The sequence below is a fragment of the Klebsiella sp. Lac1 genome, assembly GCF_009825425.1.
Classification (GTDB): Bacteria; Pseudomonadota; Gammaproteobacteria; order Enterobacterales; family Enterobacteriaceae; genus Klebsiella; species Klebsiella electrica.
In genome coordinates, this window is the sequence record NZ_VJZJ01000001.1 from 979,947 (window position 1) to 998,991 (window position 19,045).

20 protein-coding genes are annotated in these 19,045 nt (G+C 56.0%); 9 read left to right on the forward strand and 11 right to left on the reverse strand.

Translation table 11 applies throughout. The features are described 5' to 3' along the window. The first annotated feature begins 11 nt into the window (after positions 1-11). On the forward strand, positions 12-506 hold the full coding sequence (locus FNY10_RS04630; RefSeq protein WP_131049998.1) for a DUF1097 domain-containing protein: 495 nt from the start codon (positions 12-14) through the stop codon (positions 504-506). A 262-nt stretch (positions 507-768) separates the two neighbouring features. Continuing rightward, positions 769-1,302 (forward strand): O-acetyl-ADP-ribose deacetylase, encoded by a 534-nt coding sequence (gene ymdB / locus FNY10_RS04635; RefSeq protein WP_160703832.1) that lies wholly within the window; start codon positions 769-771, stop codon positions 1,300-1,302. A gap of 44 nt (positions 1,303-1,346) precedes the next feature. Here ymdB and mdoC read toward each other — a convergent pair whose 3' ends face one another. Further along, the gene (gene mdoC / locus FNY10_RS04640; protein WP_131049996.1) at positions 1,347-2,507 is read right to left on the reverse strand and encodes a glucans biosynthesis protein MdoC; all 1,161 of its coding nucleotides are present in this window, start codon (positions 2,505-2,507) and stop codon (positions 1,347-1,349) included. A gap of 252 nt (positions 2,508-2,759) precedes the next feature. On the opposite strand from mdoC, the gene mdoG reads away from it, so the two are divergent. The 3 genes from mdoG (at position 2,760) to FNY10_RS04655 (ending at position 7,128) form a co-directional block, all read left to right on the forward strand. Beyond that, a complete protein-coding gene (gene mdoG / locus FNY10_RS04645) occupies positions 2,760-4,313 on the forward strand; it encodes a glucans biosynthesis protein MdoG (RefSeq protein ID WP_160703830.1) in 1,554 nt (517 codons plus the stop codon). Further along, positions 4,306-6,834: a glucans biosynthesis glucosyltransferase MdoH gene (gene mdoH / locus FNY10_RS04650; protein WP_160703828.1), complete on the forward strand. Its 2,529-nt coding sequence runs from the start codon at positions 4,306-4,308 to the stop codon at positions 6,832-6,834. Before mdoG ends, mdoH begins: the two co-directional genes overlap by 8 nt. Before the next feature lie 66 nt (positions 6,835-6,900). Continuing rightward, positions 6,901-7,128 carry a YceK/YidQ family lipoprotein gene (locus tag FNY10_RS04655; protein ID WP_100685152.1) on the forward strand — a complete coding sequence of 76 codons (228 nt, stop codon included), beginning with the start codon at positions 6,901-6,903 and terminating at the stop codon, positions 7,126-7,128. Here FNY10_RS04655 and FNY10_RS04660 read toward each other — a convergent pair whose 3' ends face one another. The 3 genes from FNY10_RS04660 to FNY10_RS04670 form a co-directional block, all read right to left on the reverse strand. Then, complete coding sequence (locus FNY10_RS04660; RefSeq protein WP_131049995.1) at positions 7,129-7,515, reverse strand: MysB family protein; 387 nt, start codon at positions 7,513-7,515, stop codon at positions 7,129-7,131. Positions 7,516-7,606: 91 nt separating this feature from the next. After that, entirely contained in the window at positions 7,607-8,857 is a 1,251-nt protein-coding gene (gene mdtG, locus FNY10_RS04665) for a multidrug efflux MFS transporter MdtG (RefSeq protein WP_160703826.1), read from the reverse strand. Positions 8,858-9,009: 152 nt separating this feature from the next. Beyond that, complete coding sequence (locus FNY10_RS04670) at positions 9,010-9,930, reverse strand: Kdo(2)-lipid IV(A) acyltransferase (protein ID WP_100685149.1); 921 nt, start codon at positions 9,928-9,930, stop codon at positions 9,010-9,012. A gap of 210 nt (positions 9,931-10,140) precedes the next feature. Here FNY10_RS04670 and FNY10_RS04675 point away from each other — a divergent pair, with 210 nt between their 5' ends. Then, a complete protein-coding gene (locus FNY10_RS04675; protein ID WP_141964925.1) occupies positions 10,141-11,205 on the forward strand; it encodes a rhodanese-related sulfurtransferase in 1,065 nt (354 codons plus the stop codon). On the opposite strand, the gene FNY10_RS04680 is transcribed toward FNY10_RS04675, so the two are convergent. The 7 genes from FNY10_RS04680 to mdtH all read right to left on the reverse strand — a co-directional run bounded on the left by FNY10_RS04680 (position 11,191) and on the right by mdtH (position 16,638). After that, the gene (locus FNY10_RS04680; protein ID WP_004860490.1) at positions 11,191-11,304 is read right to left on the reverse strand and encodes a YceO family protein; all 114 of its coding nucleotides are present in this window, start codon (positions 11,302-11,304) and stop codon (positions 11,191-11,193) included. The genes FNY10_RS04675 and FNY10_RS04680 overlap by 15 nt on opposite strands. A 76-nt stretch (positions 11,305-11,380) precedes the next feature. Next, a complete protein-coding gene (gene solA / locus FNY10_RS04685) occupies positions 11,381-12,499 on the reverse strand; it encodes an N-methyl-L-tryptophan oxidase (protein WP_160703824.1) in 1,119 nt (372 codons plus the stop codon). Positions 12,500-12,624: 125 nt separating this feature from the next. Continuing rightward, complete coding sequence (gene bssS, locus FNY10_RS04690; protein ID WP_100685146.1) at positions 12,625-12,879, reverse strand: biofilm formation regulator BssS; 255 nt, start codon at positions 12,877-12,879, stop codon at positions 12,625-12,627. A gap of 383 nt (positions 12,880-13,262) precedes the next feature. Next, on the reverse strand, positions 13,263-13,514 hold the full coding sequence (gene dinI / locus FNY10_RS26570) for a DNA damage-inducible protein I (protein ID WP_160703822.1): 252 nt from the start codon (positions 13,512-13,514) through the stop codon (positions 13,263-13,265). Between the two features lie 72 nt (positions 13,515-13,586). Next, positions 13,587-14,633 carry a dihydroorotase gene (pyrC, locus tag FNY10_RS04695; protein ID WP_100685144.1) on the reverse strand — a complete coding sequence of 349 codons (1,047 nt, stop codon included), beginning with the start codon at positions 14,631-14,633 and terminating at the stop codon, positions 13,587-13,589. Positions 14,634-14,755: 122 nt separating this feature from the next. Next, entirely contained in the window at positions 14,756-15,316 is a 561-nt protein-coding gene (locus FNY10_RS04700) for a lipoprotein (protein WP_131049991.1), read from the reverse strand. 113 nt (positions 15,317-15,429) lie between these two features. Beyond that, complete coding sequence (gene mdtH / locus FNY10_RS04705; protein ID WP_131049990.1) at positions 15,430-16,638, reverse strand: multidrug efflux MFS transporter MdtH; 1,209 nt, start codon at positions 16,636-16,638, stop codon at positions 15,430-15,432. A gap of 229 nt (positions 16,639-16,867) precedes the next feature. Here mdtH and rimJ point away from each other — a divergent pair, with 229 nt between their 5' ends. The 3 genes from rimJ to FNY10_RS04720 are packed head-to-tail and all read left to right on the forward strand — an operon-like array spanning position 16,868 to position 19,035. Then, on the forward strand, positions 16,868-17,452 hold the full coding sequence (gene rimJ, locus FNY10_RS04710) for a ribosomal protein S5-alanine N-acetyltransferase (RefSeq protein WP_100685141.1): 585 nt from the start codon (positions 16,868-16,870) through the stop codon (positions 17,450-17,452). A gap of 9 nt (positions 17,453-17,461) precedes the next feature. After that, the gene (locus FNY10_RS04715) at positions 17,462-18,109 is read left to right on the forward strand and encodes a YceH family protein (RefSeq protein ID WP_100685140.1); all 648 of its coding nucleotides are present in this window, start codon (positions 17,462-17,464) and stop codon (positions 18,107-18,109) included. Between the two features lie 2 nt (positions 18,110-18,111). Further along, positions 18,112-19,035, forward strand: a complete 924-nt coding sequence (locus tag FNY10_RS04720; protein WP_141964922.1) for a Gfo/Idh/MocA family protein — start codon at positions 18,112-18,114, stop codon at positions 19,033-19,035. The last annotated feature ends 10 nt before the right edge of the window (positions 19,036-19,045 follow it).

The following is a 19,045-nucleotide window of genomic DNA, read 5'->3' on the forward strand; positions in this document are numbered from 1 at the left end:
TGATACGCGTCATGAACATACTCCTCGCAATCGCAATAACGACAGGCATTCTCTCCGGAATCTGGGGCTGGGCGGCGGTCGCGCTTGGCCTGCTGAGCTGGGCGGGCTTTCTGGGCTGTACGGCCTATTTCGCTTGCCCGCAGGGCGGGTTAAAAGGGTTGCTGATCTCAACCTGTACGGTGATGAGCGGTGTGGTGTGGGCGCTGGTCATTATTTATGGCAGCGCGCTGGCGCCGCATCTGGAAATTCTGGGCTATATGATGACCGGGGGCGTGGCCTTCCTGATGTGTATTCAGGCTCGCCAACTGCTGCTCTCCTTTGTCCCCGGTACTTTTATTGGCGCCTGCGCTACGTTTGCCGGCGACGGCAACTGGCGGCTGGTGGTACCTTCGTTGGCGCTAGGGCTGGTGTTTGGTTACGCAATGAAAAATTGCGGGCTATGGCTGGCCGCCCGTGCGCGGAAAAACAAATCCGCATTAGTGAACGAAACGCCCGACCAGGCATGAGCTGATTTCACCCGCAAACTAAACAGGACCTCCGGTCCTGTTTTTTTCTGGCTGTTCCGACTCCCGGCCCATCGCTCCGGCTCTCGGGGGGAGACTCCGCCCGCCAATCGCCGCCTGAAGGGATGTTAACCCGCAACATAGCCTTGCTATCCTGCGGACGGATGATAGCCAGCCATACGCTTACCGGACTTTCGTCGGGCGGGCTATCGTGCCATATTACCCACTGTGCTTTATGTAAAGACGTTTGCCGACAGGAGGCGAAATGACTGTTAAACCTGAGGTTATTCTCGGCGACATCACTACGCTTGACGTCGATGTTATCGTCAATGCCGCCAATCCCTCGCTGCTTGGCGGCGGGGGTGTGGACGGCGCAATCCATCGTGCAGCCGGGCCGGAGCTCCTTGCCGCTTGTCAGGTCGTCCGGCAACAACAAGGGGAATGCCCCCCGGGGCATGCGGTGATTACGACCGCGGGTCAGCTGCCGGCCAGCGCGGTTATCCATGCCGTCGGGCCGGTCTGGCACGGCGGCGGGCATCAGGAGGCTGAGCTGCTTGCTGACGCGTATCGAAACAGCCTGCAGCTGGCGTCAGCGAACAGCTATCGATCGATTGCCTTCCCGGCCATCAGTACCGGCGTATATGGATATCCTAAGCAGGCGGCGGCGGAAATTGCCGTGCAGACGGTCAGCGCCTTTCTGACGCGTTTCAATCCTTTGGAACGCGTCTGCTTTGTCTGTTTTGATGAGGAAACCGCGGATATTTATCGTCGCTTGCTTGAGCCGCCGCGAGATGAGTAAAGGAGCGCCGTCCCGACCCACCACCGCCTGATATCCGCAGGCTATCAGCCTGCGGAAACCTGAGCCTTAGCCGCTCTTGGCTGAAATTTCCCCGAAAACAGAAAACGTAGCAGGGGAATACGCAGATGAATTTCATATAGCATCAGCGCAATACCGATCACGAAGACTAAGCCCGCCATAAACCCTAGCATATTGGATTTGATCGCCGGCGCCAGCCAGGCGCCGTAAAGCAGAGTCAGCGGGTGGTGCACCAGATAAATGAACAGCGAAGCATTAACAAAATAGGTCACCCGCGCCGACTGGAAGTTCAGCAGACGGTGGCCAAGAGAAAAGACCACGTTCACCATCCACAGACCCAGTACCATGGTAATGACCGACTCGGTTTCATACATCCAGCCGTCGCCGGAACCATATTGCTGATTCAGGCGATAGGCGATAAAGCCCAGCAGGGCGCCGACGAAGCACCATGGCGACGGCGTAGTGAACAGCGTTTTCAAGCGCGGATTGATAAATACCTGGGCGCCGAGAATAAAGAAGGGCAGGTAAAACAGCGTCTGCATCACGATGAAATTGAACAGACCGTTGCTGAGCAAGGGAGCATACAGGACGAACAGCGAGCGGCGGATCACCGCGTAAAGCACGCCAAGCGCAAGGAAAACCATCGATAGCTGACCTAATGTGACGGTGTCACCAAAGGTTGACTCATTGCCTGAACGGCGGCCGGTCAGCCACCGAAACAGCACGACGCCCAGAGACGTCAGGACCACCAGCACCAGTAAAAACCACAGGTGAGAGACCAGTTCCCACGCCAGAGTATTGAATTTGTCGTAACCCGAGAGGGCGCGCCAGTTTTCGGCCTTGCCGTTAACGTATTGCAGCATGAGGAACTGCGGCAGCGTCAGCAGGGGAATGGCGGTCAGCATAGGAATGGCGACACGCTCAACGCGCACTTTCCACCACTTCTTCAGCGGATAACGCAAATAAAGCATGTAGGAAAAGTAGCCAGAAATCACAAAGAAGACCTGCATGCGAAACGCATGGATAAAATCGTTAAACAGCGTCAGCCACCAGGAGGGCTCGATACTATTCACATGCCAGCTGTGGCTGGAATAGATCAGTGATATATGAAAAGGGATCCCCAGTAACATCAGCCATGCGCGGATGCTATCGAAGAAATATTCACGTTGTACCGGCGTATTATTCATACAATATCACTACATTCTCGGACAATTCGTCTTATCACTCAACGTGATAACGTTTAAATTCTCTGCAACCCTACATCAACTCTGGAACCCTGTCTCCAGGATAAGTACGTAAAGTACCAATGCGGCAGTTAACTGCCTGTTACCTGCGCCGCTAAGGTGAACAAAGCAGGGATTATGTTGTCGGATTGCCTGAATTACCATTAAAATAGATCGGATCGATTTAAGCACACAAAGGGGGAAGTGCTTACTTATATGAAACTTAAACCACAGATGATGAAAATGCGCTGGTTAAGCGCAGCCGTAATGTTGTCCCTGTGTACTTCATCTGCATGGGCGTTTAGCATTGATGACGTTGCAAAAGAGGCCAAAGCGTTAGCCGGAAAAGGCTATGAAGCGCCGAAGAGCAACCTGCCCTCCGCTTTCCGCGACATGAAATACGCGGACTACCAGCAAATCCAGTTTAATCACGATAAGGCTTACTGGAACAATCAGAAAACCCCATTCAAACTTGAATTTTATCATCAGGGTATGTACTTCGACACGCCGGTCATCATTAACGAAGTGACGGCAAACAGCGTGCGTAAGATTAAATATAATCCGGATTACTTTAATTTTGGCAGCGTCCAGCATGATAAAGATACGGTGAAAGACCTGGGCTTCGCCGGCTTCAAAGTACTGTACCCGATCAACAGCAAAGATAAGAACGACGAAATCGTCAGCATGCTCGGCGCCAGCTACTTCCGTGTTCTGGGACAGGGCCAGGTATACGGGCTTTCCGCGCGCGGCCTGGCTATCGATACCGCGCTGCCTTCCGGCGAAGAATTCCCGCGTTTTCGTGAGTTCTGGATTGAGCATCCGAAAGCTACGGATAAGCGTCTGACGATTTATGCCCTGCTTGATTCCCCACGTGCGACCGGCGCCTACCGTTTTGTGATTATGCCGGGCCGCGATACCGTCGTTGACGTGCAGTCCAAAGTGTATCTGCGTGACAAAGTCGGCAAGCTGGGCGTTGCGCCGTTGACCAGCATGTTCTTGTTCGGGCCGAATCAACCTTCTCCGGCGACCAACTATCGTCCGGCGCTGCACGATTCTAACGGCCTGTCGATTCTTGCCGGTAACGGCGAGTGGATCTGGCGTCCGCTGAACAATCCGAAGCATCTGGCTGTCAGCAGCTATGCGATGGAAAACCCGCAGGGCTTTGGCCTGCTGCAGCGTGGCCGTCAGTTCTCGCGTTTTGAGGACCTCGACGATCGTTACGATCTGCGCCCGAGCGCCTGGATCACGCCGAAGGGTGACTGGGGTAAAGGTAAAATCGAACTGGTTGAAATCCCGACCAATGATGAAACCAACGACAATATCGTGACTTACTGGACGCCGGATCAGCTGCCGGAGCCGGGTAAAGAGATGAACTTCAAATACTCGATTACCTTCAGCCGCGATGAAGACAAACTGCACGCGCCGGATAACGCCTATGTGATGCAGACCCGCCGTTCTACCGGTGATGTGAAGCAGTCGAACCTGATTCGTCAGCCGGATGGCACCATTGCCTTTATCGTTGACTTCGTCGGCGCAGATATGAAAAAACTGCCGTCAGATACGCCGGTCACGGCGCAGGCGAGCATCGGCGATAACGCAGAAATCGTTGAGAATACCGTGCGTTATAACCCGGTGATTAAGGGCTGGCGTATGATTCTGCGTGTGAAGGTGAAAGATCCGAAGAAAACCACGGAAATGCGCGCAGCGCTGGTCAATGCTGACCAGACGCTGAGTGAAACCTGGAGCTATCAGCTGCCTGCCAATGAATAAGATAACGAAGTACATTGACGCGTTGCCGCTGTCTGAGGCTGAAAAAGCCGCGCTGCCTGATACAAGCCTGCAGGCCGTACATGAAGCGCTGGACGCTGAACATCATACTTTTGTTCGTGAAGACGATTCCCCGCTGGGTTCCGTGAAATCACGACTGGAACACAGCTGGCCAGACTCTCTGGCCGGTCACCAGCTGATAAAAGATGATGAAGGGCGTACTCAGCTCAACGCAATGCCGAAAGCAAAACGCTCCTCAATGTTCCCGGACCCGTGGCGCACCAACCCGGTTGGGCGTTTCTGGGATCGGTTACGCGGACGTGACGTGACCCCGCGCTATCTCTCTCGCCTGACCAAGGAAGAGCAGGAGAGCGAGCAGAAGTGGCGTACCGTCGGGACTATCCGTCGTTACATCCTGCTGCTGCTGACGCTGGCGCAGACCGTTGTCGCAACCTGGTATATGAAAACCATCCTGCCGTATCAGGGGTGGGCGCTCATCAATCCGGCTGACATGGTCGGGCAGAATCTGTGGATTTCCTTCATGCAGCTGCTGCCATACGTGCTGCAAACCGGGATCCTGATCCTGTTCGCGATTCTGTTCTGTTGGGTTTCCGCCGGTTTCTGGACCGCGCTGATGGGCTTCCTGCAGCTGCTGATGGGGCGCGATAAGTACAGTATCTCCGCCTCGACCGTCGGCAACGAACCGCTGAACCCGGAACACCGTACGGCGCTGATTATGCCTATCTGCAACGAAGACGTCGATCGCGTATTCGCCGGCCTGCGTGCCACCTGGGAGTCGGTGAAGGCGACAGGGCAACAGCAGCACTTCGACGTGTATATCCTGAGTGACAGCTACAATCCGGATATTTGCGTCGCCGAGCAGAAAGCGTGGATGGAGCTGATTGCGGAAGTGCAGGGCGAGGGACAGATTTTCTACCGTCGTCGTCGCCGTCGTGTGAAGCGTAAAAGCGGTAACATCGATGACTTCTGCCGTCGCTGGGGCAGCCAGTACAGCTACATGGTGGTGCTGGATGCTGACTCGGTGATGACCGGCGAATGTCTGACCGGGCTGGTGCGTCTGATGGAAGCGAACCCGAATGCCGGGATCATCCAGTCGTCGCCGCGCGCTTCGGGCATGGACACTCTGTATGCTCGCTGTCAGCAGTTTGCGACCCGCGTTTACGGTCCGCTGTTCACCGCCGGTCTGCACTTCTGGCAGCTTGGCGAATCGCACTACTGGGGTCACAACGCCATTATCCGCGTGAAGCCGTTTATCGAACACTGTGCGCTGGCGCCGCTACCGGGAGAAGGGTCGTTTGCCGGGTCGATTCTGTCGCACGACTTCGTGGAAGCGGCGCTAATGCGTCGTGCCGGTTGGGGCGTGTGGATTGCCTACGATCTGCCGGGCTCTTATGAAGAATTGCCGCCGAACCTGCTGGATGAACTCAAGCGTGACCGCCGCTGGTGCCACGGTAACCTGATGAACTTCCGTCTGTTCCTGGTTAAAGGTATGCACCCGGTACACCGTGCGGTGTTCCTGACCGGCGTTATGTCCTACCTGTCGGCGCCGCTATGGTTCATGTTCCTCGCCCTGTCGACCGCGCTACAGGTGGTACATGCGCTGACTGAGCCGCAGTACTTCCTGCAGCCGCGGCAGCTGTTCCCGGTATGGCCGCAGTGGCGTCCTGAGCTGGCGATTGCGCTGTTCGCCTCGACGATGGTACTGCTGTTCCTGCCGAAATTGCTGAGCATTATTCTGGTGTGGTGCAAAGGCTCAAAAGAGTACGGCGGCTTTATTCGCGTCACGCTCTCTTTGCTGCTGGAAGTGCTGTTCTCGGTACTGCTGGCGCCGGTGCGTATGCTGTTCCACACCGTGTTTGTGGTCAGCGCGTTCCTCGGTTGGGAAGTGGTGTGGAACTCTCCGCAGCGTGATGATGACTCCACCCCGTGGGGTGAAGCCTTTATGCGCCATGGCTCGCAGCTGCTGCTGGGTCTGGTGTGGGCGGTCGGTATGGCGTGGCTGGATCTGCGTTTCCTGTTCTGGCTGGCGCCGATCGTTGTCTCGCTGATCCTGTCGCCGTTCGTGTCGGTGATTTCCAGTCGGGCCACCGTCGGTCTGCGTACCAAACGCTGGAAGCTGTTCCTGATCCCGGAAGAGTACTCCCCGCCGCAGGTACTGAAGGATACCGATGCGTATCTGACCCTGAACCGTCAGCGTTCCCTGGACAATGGTTTTATGCACGCCGTGTTTAACCCGTCCTTCAACGCGCTGGCGACGGCAATGGCAACCGCACGTCACCGTCATGGCCACATTCTGGATATCGCCCGCGAACGTCACGTTGAACAAGCGCTGAACGAGACGCCCGACAAACTCAATCGCGACCGTCGTCTGGTGCTGTTGAGCGACCCGGTCACCTTGGCACGTTTGCACTACCGCGTGTGGGCCGCGCCGGAGAAATACTCTTCGTGGGTGAACGCCTATCAGCAGGTGACGCTTAACCCGCTGGCGTTGAAAACGAAATAAGCCGTCTGTGAAGGAAAATACCGGCAATATTGCCGGTATTTTTTTATCTGAGAAGGGAGGTCGCTGATGAGAATTTTATGGGTTATCGCCATGGCGCTGCTGCTCAGCGGCTGCGGCAGTATTATTAGCCGCACGGTGCCGGGGCAGGGGCATGGCAATCAGTATTACCCCGGCGTGCAGTGGGATGTGCGCGACTCATCATGGCGCTACATCACCATTCTCGATCTGCCTTTTTCGCTGGTGTTCGATACGTTGCTGCTGCCGCTTGATGCCAGCCACGGTCCGTACAACTAATCAGCGTTCATCCCACTCATCGGCGGCAGTCTGCCCCTCTTCGGTATCCAGAGAGGGCTCCAGCTGAAATTCTCCTTCGTCCCACTCATGCAGCGTATTCTCTTCCAGCCACTCCTGACGCAGCTCTATCTCGTCATAGTCGCCGTCAAAAACGCTCTGTGCCGCTTCGCCGCTTAATATCGGCAGGCATTCGCCTTCTTCATCTTCGTCGGCAAAAAATTCGGCCTGCCAGGCGATATCGCCATCCTGCAGAACGTATTTTTGGATATTCAGTTGCTCAATGTTGGCACTCTCCTCGTCGCTATCCGGATTATTGACCAGGAACTCTTCGCGGGCCGCATCGATAGCTTCTTCGAGCGTGGCATAGAAAATCGCATCCTTTGGCATAGATAACCCCCTAAGAAGAATGAAAAATGGACACGATTCAATCTATAGAAGGCGCTGAGCGTTGCGTCAAGGAAAGGCTGTGCTGTTGAGCTTAATTTACCGAACGGCCACCCGGGTCCGCGTCCTGCGCGGATTCATCTGTAGAAGTGCGCCGCAAGCTGAGGGCGGAATAGACCGCGTTGAACAGGACGACCGCCGCGGTGACAAAGAACACCGCCCGGAAGCCATAGCTGGCAGACACCGATGCGCCGATCAATGGGCCGGTGACGTTGCCGATATCGCGAAAGGACTGGTTATAGCTAAAAATGCGCCCGGCAACCTGACTGGTTGAGTTGTACACCAGCAGCGTCTGCACGGCCGGCAGCAGCGCGCCGTCGGCGGCCCCCAGCAGAAAACGCAAAATAGCCAGCTGCAACGGGGTCTGGACGAACGACATCGGTATCAGCAGCAGTACGGAGACCGTCAGTGCGACGATAAGGATTTTTTCCGGCCCGATACGATCCCCGAGCTTACCGAGGCGCGGAGCGCTGATCAGCGCCGCGACGCCCGGAACGGAGGCAATCATTCCGCTGATAAAGGCGATATTCCCGACGTCTCCGGCCAGGTCTCGTACGTAGAGCGTCAGAATAGGGGCAATCGAGCCGGTGGCGACCTGAATAATCATCGTAGTGACAAACAGACTCAGGACCAGCTTTGGGCTTTTCAGGGACGAAAAGACATCTCTGGCATTAAGCATCTCTTTCCTGGCGACCGGGACGAACTGCTCGCGGATGAAAAACAGCGTCAGGATAAAACAGACGAGCAGGACGCTGGCGGTGAGAAAGAAAACGGTGCGCAACCCCCAATGGTCGGCAAGAAAGCCGCCCGCCAGCGGGCCAAGCAGCGCGCCGCTGACGGCTCCGGTGGAAAGCGTACCCAGCGCCCAGCCGCTCTTCTGCCGGGGGATCTGGGTGGCGATCAGGGCATTGGCATTGGGAATAAAACCTCCCAACAGCCCCAGCAAGGCCCGTAGCACCAGAAACTGCCAGATATTTTGCGCCAGCCCCATCAACATCATGACAATGGCCATCCCCAGCGCGGAGCGCAGCAGCATAATTTTGCGCCCTTTGCGATCGGCCAGGCCGCCCCAGAAGGGAGAGGCCACGGCGGAGAACAAGAAGGTAATGCTGAATACCAGCCCGGACCACATATTCAGGGCGCTGTGGCCCGTCACGCCAAGCAGCTCGACGTACAGCGGGAGAAAGGGCATGACCAGGCTAAAGGCGGCGCCGGTCAAAAAACAGCCGAGCCAGGTGACCGTGAGATTTCGCTTCCAGTTAATCGGACTATCAGCAGACGACATAGGCTTCCATTGGCCTGCCATGCAGGACAAAAAAACAAAAGATGAGCCTGCTAATTATGCGCCTGCGTAACGATTATCGCAATGGCGAAGAGCGTTTAAAGCTAAAGCGGAAGGTGCCTCCGGTCAGCATCGGGCCGCCGGAGGAAGCACAGTTAATAGCGCGAAGGTACGCCGGGCGGGCGGGTCTTGAAGCGGCGGTGCAGCCACATATATTGCTCCGGCGCCATCAGGATGCATTTCTCGACGATACGGTTCATCCAGGCGGCGGTCGTCTCCGCATCATCAAGCGGCGGATCGCATTCCGGCGGCAGAATAATCAGCTCATAGCCTTTCCCGTCGGGTTTACGCCGCGGCACGAACGGAACAATGCACGCTTTCGACATCTTCGCCAGCATCCAGGTCCCCGACGTCGTTGCCGCCTGGTCGACGGCAAAGAGCGGCACGAATACGCTGGCGGTCGGGCCGTAGTCGTGGTCCGGCGCATACCAGATCACTTCGCCTTTTTTCAGCGCGCGGATCATCCCTTTCAGGTCCTTACGGTCGATCATGTCTTTATTCGAACGCAGCCGACCCCAGGTTTGCAGCCAGTCAATCACCGGATTGTCGTTCGGGCGGTAGACGCCGATGCCGGGTTCGTTGATGCCAAACATCCGCGCCCCCATTTCCAGCGTCAGGAAGTGGATGCCGATCAGCAGAATGCCGCGATGTTGCGCCTGCACTTCCCGGATATGCTCGACGCCGATGGAGTCGGTCCAGCGCGCAATACGCCGGGTCGGCCAGAACCAGGCCATCCCGGTCTCCATTAAACCCATCCCCACCGATTCGAAGTTTTGCACCACCATTTGATGACGCTCTTCTTCGCTTTTGTCCGGGAAGCACAGCTCCAGGTTACGGTAAGCGATTCTGGCGCGACGTTTCATAAAGCGCATTGCCAGGCGGCCAATCGCATTGCCAAGCCGGTAAATCAGTGGATAGGGAAGCTGAACAACCAGCCACAGCAGGCCAATACCTAGCCAAAGCAGCCAGTAACGCGGATGCAGCAGCGCCGCGGAAAATTTAGGTAAATGGGTCATCTCATACCTGTTTAAATAAGCAACTCATTCTATTATCGCATTTTTTCATGCTTCAGCCAAAACGGCTGTCCCAGGTGGCATTTATTGTTAAATGCGAAGCAACGGGAGTGAAATGAATGTAGCGCAAAATGTGGGGATGTAAATTAACGTCGTTTGCTATATGATGCCGGCCGTTTATTTACCTCATTTCCTATGTCGAGCAGGTACACCATGCCAGTGTTACATAACCGCATTTCAAATGAGACGTTAAAAGCGCAGATGTTAGCTGAGAGCGAACCGCGTACAACGATCTCGTTTTATAAATATTTCACCATCGTGGATCCAAAAGCCACGCGTGATGCATTGTGGATTGCCCTCACCAGATTAAACGTCTTTGGGCGTATCTATCTGGCCCACGAAGGAATCAATGCGCAAATCAGCGTGCCGGAGAGTCAGGTCGACGCGTTACGTGAGTTTCTCTACGCCTTTGACCCGGCGCTGGATGGTCTGCGTCTGAACATCGCGCTGGACGACGACGGAAAATCCTTCTGGGTGCTGCGTCTGAAAGTCCGCGATCGTATCGTGGCGGATGGGATCGATGATCCGACGTTTGATGCCTCAGACGTTGGCGATTACCTGAAAGCGGCGGAAGTGAATGCGATGCTGGACGATCCTGAGGCGGTGTTTATCGATATGCGCAACCACTACGAGTACGAAGTGGGCCATTTTGAACAGGCGCTTGAAATTCCGGCGGACACATTCCGCGATCAGCTGCCGAAAGCGGTCGAGATGATGCAGGAACATAAAGATAAAAAAATCGTTATGTACTGCACCGGCGGTATTCGTTGTGAAAAAGCCAGTGCCTGGATGAAGCACAACGGCTTCAGTAAAGTCTGGCACATTGAGGGCGGGATTATTGAGTATGCCCGCCGCGCGCGTGAACAGGGGCTGCCGGTACGCTTTATCGGTAAGAACTTTGTCTTTGACGAGCGGATGGGCGAGCGCATCTCCGATGACGTGATTGCCCACTGCCATCAGTGCGGCGCGCCGTGCGATAGCCATACTAATTGCCTGAATGACGGCTGCCATCTGCTGTTTATCCAGTGCCCGAGCTGCGCCGGGAAGTTTGCCGGCTGCTGTAGCGAGGCGTGCATGGAAGAGCATAAGCTGCCGGAAGAGGAGCAGCGTCAGCTGCGCGCCGGGCGGGAAAATGGCAATAAGATCTTCAACAAATCTCGCGGCCGTCTGAACACGAAGCTGGGGATCCCGGATCCTGAAACCTCAGAAAAACCATAACCAGATAAGATCAACGATCGCCAGCAGCAGCCACAGCGCGAGATAAATCATAAAGTGCTCGCGGACGTTGTTGACCAGTAAATCATACAGGCGACGCATAAACTCTCTCTGTGATGAACGGCCTCTTTTGAGGCCGTTTTTTATTGCCCGAATCAACACCGCGCACGGCGGCAGGTTATCGCTGAAAGCGTGCCAGCGAAAAGGGGCTCAGGTCGAAGGCTGGCGTCTCCCCCAGGGCAAACTGCGTGGCAATCTCCCCCAGTACCGGGGCGAATTTGAAACCATGGCCGCTTAATCCGCTAATCAGCAGCGTCTCAGGATGGCCGGGGAGGGTGTCGATAATAAAGTCTTCATCCGCCGTATTATCGTAGGTACAGGAGGCGCCATGCAGACAGCCGCCGATACCGGGCAGCACGTTACGCAGGAAGCTGAACGACTCAGAGCCGTCGGTGGCCACCGCGCCAAATGGCGTACGTTCTTCTGGCGTGGAGATAAGCTGCCCGCCGTTGTGCTTGCCGATCTTCAGCTCATTGTCTTGCGCCGGAAAACCATAGAACTGATCGCCGTTGGGCAGCTCACCGGTAAATGCCGGGAAGTTGTTTTTGCTGCTGTAGCGGCCATCAGCCTGGAACCAGGCAAAGATTTTGCGCACCGGCTGGACCGGCAGGCCGGGCAGCAGACGCGTGACCCACGTCCCGGCGCTGACCAGCAGTTTCTTGCCGCTGTAGCTGCCGTCGGCGGTGTCGATAGTCACGCCATCCGGGTGATGATGTATGGCGGTAACCGGGCAATTAAACAGCTGAGCGCAGCCCGCCTCACGTGCAAGACGTATCCAGGTTTCGATGGCCAGCTCGCTACGTAACACCCCGGATGCCGGTTCGAATATTCCCCGGTAATCTTCCGGGACGCGAATCTCAGGCCAGCGGGCCATGATAGCCGGAGCATCCATCTCTTCGACGTTCAGCTGAAACTCCCGGGCGCTGTTGGCAACGTTGCTGAGAAACGCCGAGTTTGCCGGGCCGAGGTTAATCACCCCGGTGCGTTCGAAGATGGCCTCGCCGCTGAGAGTAGCAAGCTCATCCCACAGCGCCTGCGCACGCAGCACCAGCGGGACATATCTCTCTCCTTCACCGTAGGCGTGGCGGATAAGGCGCGTATTACCGTGATGGCTGCCTTCCTGATGCGGAGGGGTATGCGCGTCGGTCATCAACACGTTAAGTCCAGCCCGGCGGGCATAATAGCCAGCAGCGGCGCCAGTGGAGCCGCTGCCGATAATGATGAGGTCGTATTGCATGGTCTGTTCCGGTTTTTTGCTTTATTAGCAGGGTAATTAACAACCTGCACATATACAAGCCCGAAAATAAATCAGGCACCCGCAGGTGCCTGTTGAGTTGGCGTATATCGATCGCGGCATTATTATTAATGCCTGCGGTACTCGTTTACCTGGTATTCACCTGATTCTATCTTCGCAATACCTGCTTCCAGGATAGAAATAAATTGACGTGCGACTTCCGTCGTTAGCCATAGCGTCTGGCCAATTTCAGCTTCGTTACTGCTTTCATGAGTGGGGTTTTGGTAGTGCAGGCGCAACATCATGGCATCGTAGCTATCAACGGTGCTGATGTCCCATCCGACGAGGGGATGGGTCTGGATGACTTCATTATTCTTTTCCATCATAACCCCTTATTCATATGTTAAAAGACAACAATTCTCGAGGTTTAATGCGTATTTTTTGAAGCAAGTTAATTATATCAGGTGTTAAGAATAAACTCGAGAAATTAAATCAAACGGGGCGAGGTCACCTCTTTTTGGTGATTTTTTGTACAGGGGCGAGCCGCGAAACGTTATTTCTTAAGCAAATGAACGGGAGAAAAAAGAAAAATCTGAGGCTGAAACGGGGATAAAAAAAGCCGGGGCGACCCGGCAAAAAAAAGCACAATGAGGGAGCAAATAAAATTTGCTGTCCCTGACGCTATGTCCTGGCGGCGGCTTCAGAGGGGCCTGCTCAGTTCGCTCAGAGCCTACGCCATTCTGCAGCAGCATACCGCCAGAGAGGGTCAGGATACGTCATGGACAAACCAGTCATCAGCGCTTTCCCAGGTTTCTTGCAGGATTTCGCTTATCCGGTCTTTATCTTCTTTCAGGCCGCCAATGACCGACAAATTGTTATTGGTGGCAAAACGTACGGTTACCTGGCTTGAATGAGCCGGGAACTGCTGTTCGATGCGTCGGGAGAGTTCATTGTTTAGCGCTTCTAAGGCGCCGTTGGGTAAGGCTGTGGATTTGGCGATAGACACTTCGATGCGCATGATTGCCCCCTGTGTAATATACTGTTTATTTATACAGTATAAGGTTTGCATTTACAACAAGGGGCAACGCTTTTATTTTTTCATCGTCCAGCGCAGGGTTTCACCGGCAAGGAAAGGCACCAGGCTATCGTCCGGCAGGGCGATGCTTTCAACGACGGCGCTCTCTTCGCGCACCAGCTCAACAAAGGTCTCATTCACCGGCAGGCCGTAGAAACGCGGACCGTTCAGTGAACAAAACGCTTCGAAGTGCTGCAGGGCATTCATCTCTTCAAACACCGTTGCATAGCTGCCCAGCGCGGTCGGCGCGTTAAAGCAGCCGGCGCATCCGCAGCTGGCTTCTTTACGATGGCGGGCGTGCGGGGCGGAGTCGGTTCCCAGAAACGCGCGGGTAAAACCGCTGGCAACCAGTTCACGCAGCGCCTGCTGGTGAATATTGCGTTTCAGAATCGGCAGACAGTAAAGATGGGGGCGCACGCCGCCAACCAGCATGTGGTTACGGTTAAACATCAGGTGCTGAGGCGTAATGGTCGCGGCCAGCAGTTCGTTGCCGTCGCGGACGTATTCGGCGGCATCTTTGGTGGTGATATGTTCAAATACCACCTTCAGACCCGGTAAACGCTGACGCAGCGGCTCCATTACCGTTTCGATAAAGCGCGCTTCGCGATCGAAGATATCGATCTCGGCGTGAGTGACTTCACCGTGAACCAGCAGCGGCATACCCAGTTTTTCCATGCGCTCCAGTACCGGCATAATGGCATCGATGCTGGTGACGCCGTGGCTGGAGTTAGTGGTGGCATTGGCCGGGTAGAGTTTGGCCGCCGTGAATACGCCAGCGTGGAATCCACGCTCCAGCTCTGCCGGGTCGAGCGTATCGGTCAGATAGCAGGTCATCAACGGCGTAAAGTCGTGCCCGGCGGGAACGGCGTCAAGGATTCGCTGGCGATAGGCTATCGCCGCTTCAACAGTGGTGACAGGCGGCACCAGATTCGGCATCACGATCGCCCGGCCATAAAACTCACTGGTGTAAGGCACGACGGTCTTCAGCATATCGTCATCGCGCAGATGGATATGCCAGTCGTCAGGGCGGCGGATTTTCAATACCTGGGGTTGTGCTGTCATGGAAAGCTCCGGCTAATAGGGTCAGTCATCAGGGCTGTTTTTGCCGGGCACTAAGGATAAGCGTAAACGTTTTCCTTTGCATCAATTTCCGTAAAAAAACGGGCGCCGCAGCGCCCGTCGTATTAATCGGTGAACGGGATGATAATTTCGCCCGGTTTCACCTCGATGCCTTTCGCGTATTTTTTCGCCAGCGCTTCGCCGGTGCTGGCGTCTTCGCGCAGAACGTAGGCCGGCTGCTGGTTAAAATAGCTGCGCAGAGACTGGTTCAGGTAGGGAATCAGCGTTTGCACGACGGACTGCAGCTTCTCAGGCGACACTTTCGCATCAACCACTTCCATCTCCTGCAGGAAGATCGCGCCTTTGTCTTTATTAAAGACCGGCAGCGCTTTGAGCTTCAGATCGATGGTGGCTTTCTGATTGCCGAACAACGAGTTCAGATCCAGGTTGGCAATGCCGCTCAGCGTCACTTTGTTCGGCTCTTCACGGCCAATCGCGCTGGTCAGATCGCGTAATTCAATATGCGCATCCGCCACGCCCGGCAGCCCGATATCTTTGGCGAAATGGTTACGTTTCTGCAGCGCCTGGTTAATTTCCTGCTCGCTGACTGAATACTGCGTGAGCTGGTTACAGCCGCTCAGAAGGCCGCTGACAAGCAGCGCGGCCACGATAAACATCTTTTTCATTGGATTCCTTAACGGTCATACCAGGGCTTATCCTGACATAAAGCAGCATGGCCTGCCAGCATTCGGCGCACTAGCGGAAAATGCTGAAAACAGGCCTTACGTTGCGAGCCGGGTCAGGTACGTGGCTCCAGCATGCCGGATGTCGAGCGCTTCTGGCTGAACTGCCACCACAGGGCAATGAAGGTAAACAGACCGATAATACCCAGCATCAGCCACGGCAGTTCGGGCTGATTCAGCGCTTTACCCGCATCGAACAACCATCCACCGCCGGCGTAGCCAAACGCGCCGCCAAAGGCCAGCCCCAGTCGGCTAAAGCCCATATAGCTGCCGCGCGCCCGGGCGTCGGCTAAAGAGGCGCCCAGCGTTTCCCGCGCTGGTTCGGCGATGATCGAGCCCATATAGAAGAGACAAATCAGGGTAAACAACTGCTGTAAATTGCTGGTCAAGCCAATGGGCAACATGGCGACGGTCATCACCAGTAACCCGGCCATCAGCCGATGTTCCAGGCGAAAGCGCTGTTCGCTCCAGCGGGCGATGGGGTAGAGCAGGGTCAACGAGATAGTGGCTTCAATGGCGTACATCCATTTCACCGCGGTCGGTGAACCGGCGATGTCGTTGACCATAATCGGCAGCATCAGCATCACCTGGACGGCCAGCATGTAGTAGCCGGTGAGCGTCAGGACGTAGGTGACAAAGCGCTTATCGCGCAGCACCCGGCCCAGACCTTCCCGAACCGGGGTTTTCACGGTGGAGAGCTTCCACGCCGGGAGATACCAGGCGTTGAACGCGGCGCAGGCGACAAACAACGCCGCGCCCACGCTGCAGACAAGACGGAAGTCATATTGCAGCAGCCAGCTGCCGAGCAGGGCGCCGATCACCGCCCCGGCGCTGTCCTGCATCATCAGAATCGAAAAGAACCGCCCGCGCTGATGCGGATGCACCAGCTTGACGACCAGCGCGGCGCGCGGCGGATCGAACAGCGTGCCGCCGAGACCGGAGAGAATGCAGGAGAGCCACAGAACCCACGGCTCATGGGCCACGGCCATTGCCGCGAAACCGCCCGCGCGCATGAGCATGCCGGTGACGATCATCGGTTTGGCGCCAAAGCGATCGGCGACCGCGCCGCCAAAAATGCCTAATCCCTGCTGTACCAGCTGACGCAGGCCGAGCGCAATCCCGACCATCAGCGCCGCCCAGCCCATCTGGTCAACAAAGCGAATAGAAATCAACGGAAAGACGACAAAAAAGCCCAGCACCACCAGCATGTTGTCGACCAACAGGAAATATTTACCCAGGCTCCTTGCCTGCGATACGCGGGACATTTCCCCTCCAGGGAAAATAAACAGTTACCGGGATAGTGTGCGGGGAATATGCTGACTTTCCCAGCATCCTTGCGACAATATTTTTTTATCAAAATGCAAGATCGATAGAGTCTATTCATCGAAAAAGGGAGCTGGTGCAGAAAATGGTATGTTGCTGTTTTCACACAAGCGTTCAGGACAGGTATAGTGAAGAGAGCAGGGTAATCAGTCAGGGGAACAGGAGAAGGGAATGTTTGGCTATCGCAGTAACGTACCTAAGGTGCGTTTGACGACGGACAGGCTGGTGGTGCGGCTGGTATACGATCGTGACGCCTGGCGTCTGGCCGATTATTACGCGGAGAATAAAGGGTTCTTAAAACCCTGGGAGCCGGTGCGCGACGACAGCCACTGCTACCCCTCTGGCTGGCAGGCGCGTTTATCGATGATTTCCGAGTTTCATAAACAGGGATCGGCATTCTATTTTGCGCTGCTCGATCCGCAAGAGAAAGAAATTATCGGCGTGGCAAATTTTTCCAATGTGGTACGCGGGTCGTTTCATGCCTGCTACCTCGGTTATTCCATTGGCGAGAAGTGGCAAGGCCAGGGGCTGATGTTTGAAGCCCTGACCGCGGCGATTCGCTATATGCAGCGCACGCAGCATATCCATCGCATCATGGCCAACTACATGCCGCATAATCAACGTAGCGGCGATTTACTGGCTCGTCTTGGCTTTGAAAAAGAGGGGTACGCCAAAAATTACCTGCTGATTGACGGGCAGTGGCGTGACCACGTACTGACGGCGTTGACGACCCCGGACTGGACTCCGGGTCGCTGAGGAGAAAGCATGAAATATCAGTTAACCGCACACGAAGCGCGCGTCATCGGTTGTTTGCTGGAAAAACAGGTCACCACGCCTGAGCAGTATCCGCTGTCGGTCAATGCGGTGGTGACCGCCTGCAATCAGAAAACCAACCGCGAGCCGGTGATGTCGCTGAGCGAAAGTGATATTCAGGATCTGCTGGATGCCCTGGTCAAACGCCATTACCTGCGTACCGTCAGCGGTTTCGGCAACCGGGTGACCAAATATGAGCAGCGGTTTTGTAATTCTGAATTTGGCGATCTGAAACTGTCGCCGGCGGAAGTGGCGGTTGTGACAACGCTGCTGCTGCGCGGCGCGCAGACGCCGGGCGAGTTGCGCAGCCGCGCGCAGCGAATGCATGACTTTAGCGATATGGCGGAAGTGGAGAGCGTGCTGGAAACGCTGGCCACCCGGGATGACGGGCCTTTCGTCGCTCGTCTGCCGCGCGAGCCGGGAAAACGAGAATCCCGCTATATGCATCTGTTTTGCGATGATATGGACTCGCTTATTACCGCCGTTGAAGCCGTCTCGCCGCCGACCGATGATCTCCTCGCGCGGGTTGAGACGCTGGAAGGGGAAGTCGCGGAACTGAAAGAGCGACTGGCCTCGCTGCTGGCTCACCTGGGAGACTAATCGTGAGCGCAAAATTACGCATTGGCGTGGTGGGGTTAGGGGGCATCGCGCAGAAGGCCTGGCTGCCGGTGCTGGGTGCTGCAGACGACTGGACGCTGCAGGCGGCCTGGTCGCCGGGTAAAGAGAAAGCGCTACGTATCTGCGATGCCTGGCGCATTCCTTATGCCGACTCGCTGGAGCAGCTGGCGGCGCAGTGCGATGCGGTCTTTGTGCATACGTCAACGGCGTCGCATTTTGAGGTCGTCAGCCGCCTGCTGAATGCCGGGGTGCATGTGTGCGTGGATAAACCGCTGGCCGATAAGCTGAATGAGGCCGAGTCGCTGGTCGAACTGGCGGCGCGCCGCAAGCTCACGCTGATGGTCGGTTTTAACCGTCGCTTTGCGCCGCTGTACCGTGAACTCAAAACGCAGATGGGCAGCGCCGCATCGCTGCGTATGGATAAGCATCGCAGCGACAGCGTCGGCCACGATCTGCGTTTTACGCTCCTGGATGATTATCTGCATGTGGTGGATACCGCGCTGTGGCTGGCGGGCGGTACCGCGCGCCTGAGCGGCGGCTCGCTGCAAACCACGGCCCACGGCGAAATGCTCTATGCTGAACACCACTTCAGCACGCCCCAACTGGAGGTCACCACCAGCATGCACCGTCGCGCCGGCAGCCAGCGGGAGTGGGTGCAGGCCGTGACCGACGGCGCACTGTACGGCGTCTGTGATATGCGCGAATGGCAGGAGGAGCGCGGTCAGGGGCTGATGATGCGCCCGGTTCCGGGCTGGCAAACCACGCTGGAGCAGCGAGGTTTTGTCGGCTGCGCGCGTCATTTTATCGAATGCGTGCAAAATCAGACGGTTCCGGAAACCGCCGGTGAGCAGGCGCTGCTGGCCCAACGGGTGGTCGAAAAACTCTGGCGCGAGGCAATGAGTGAATAATTGGTTGTAA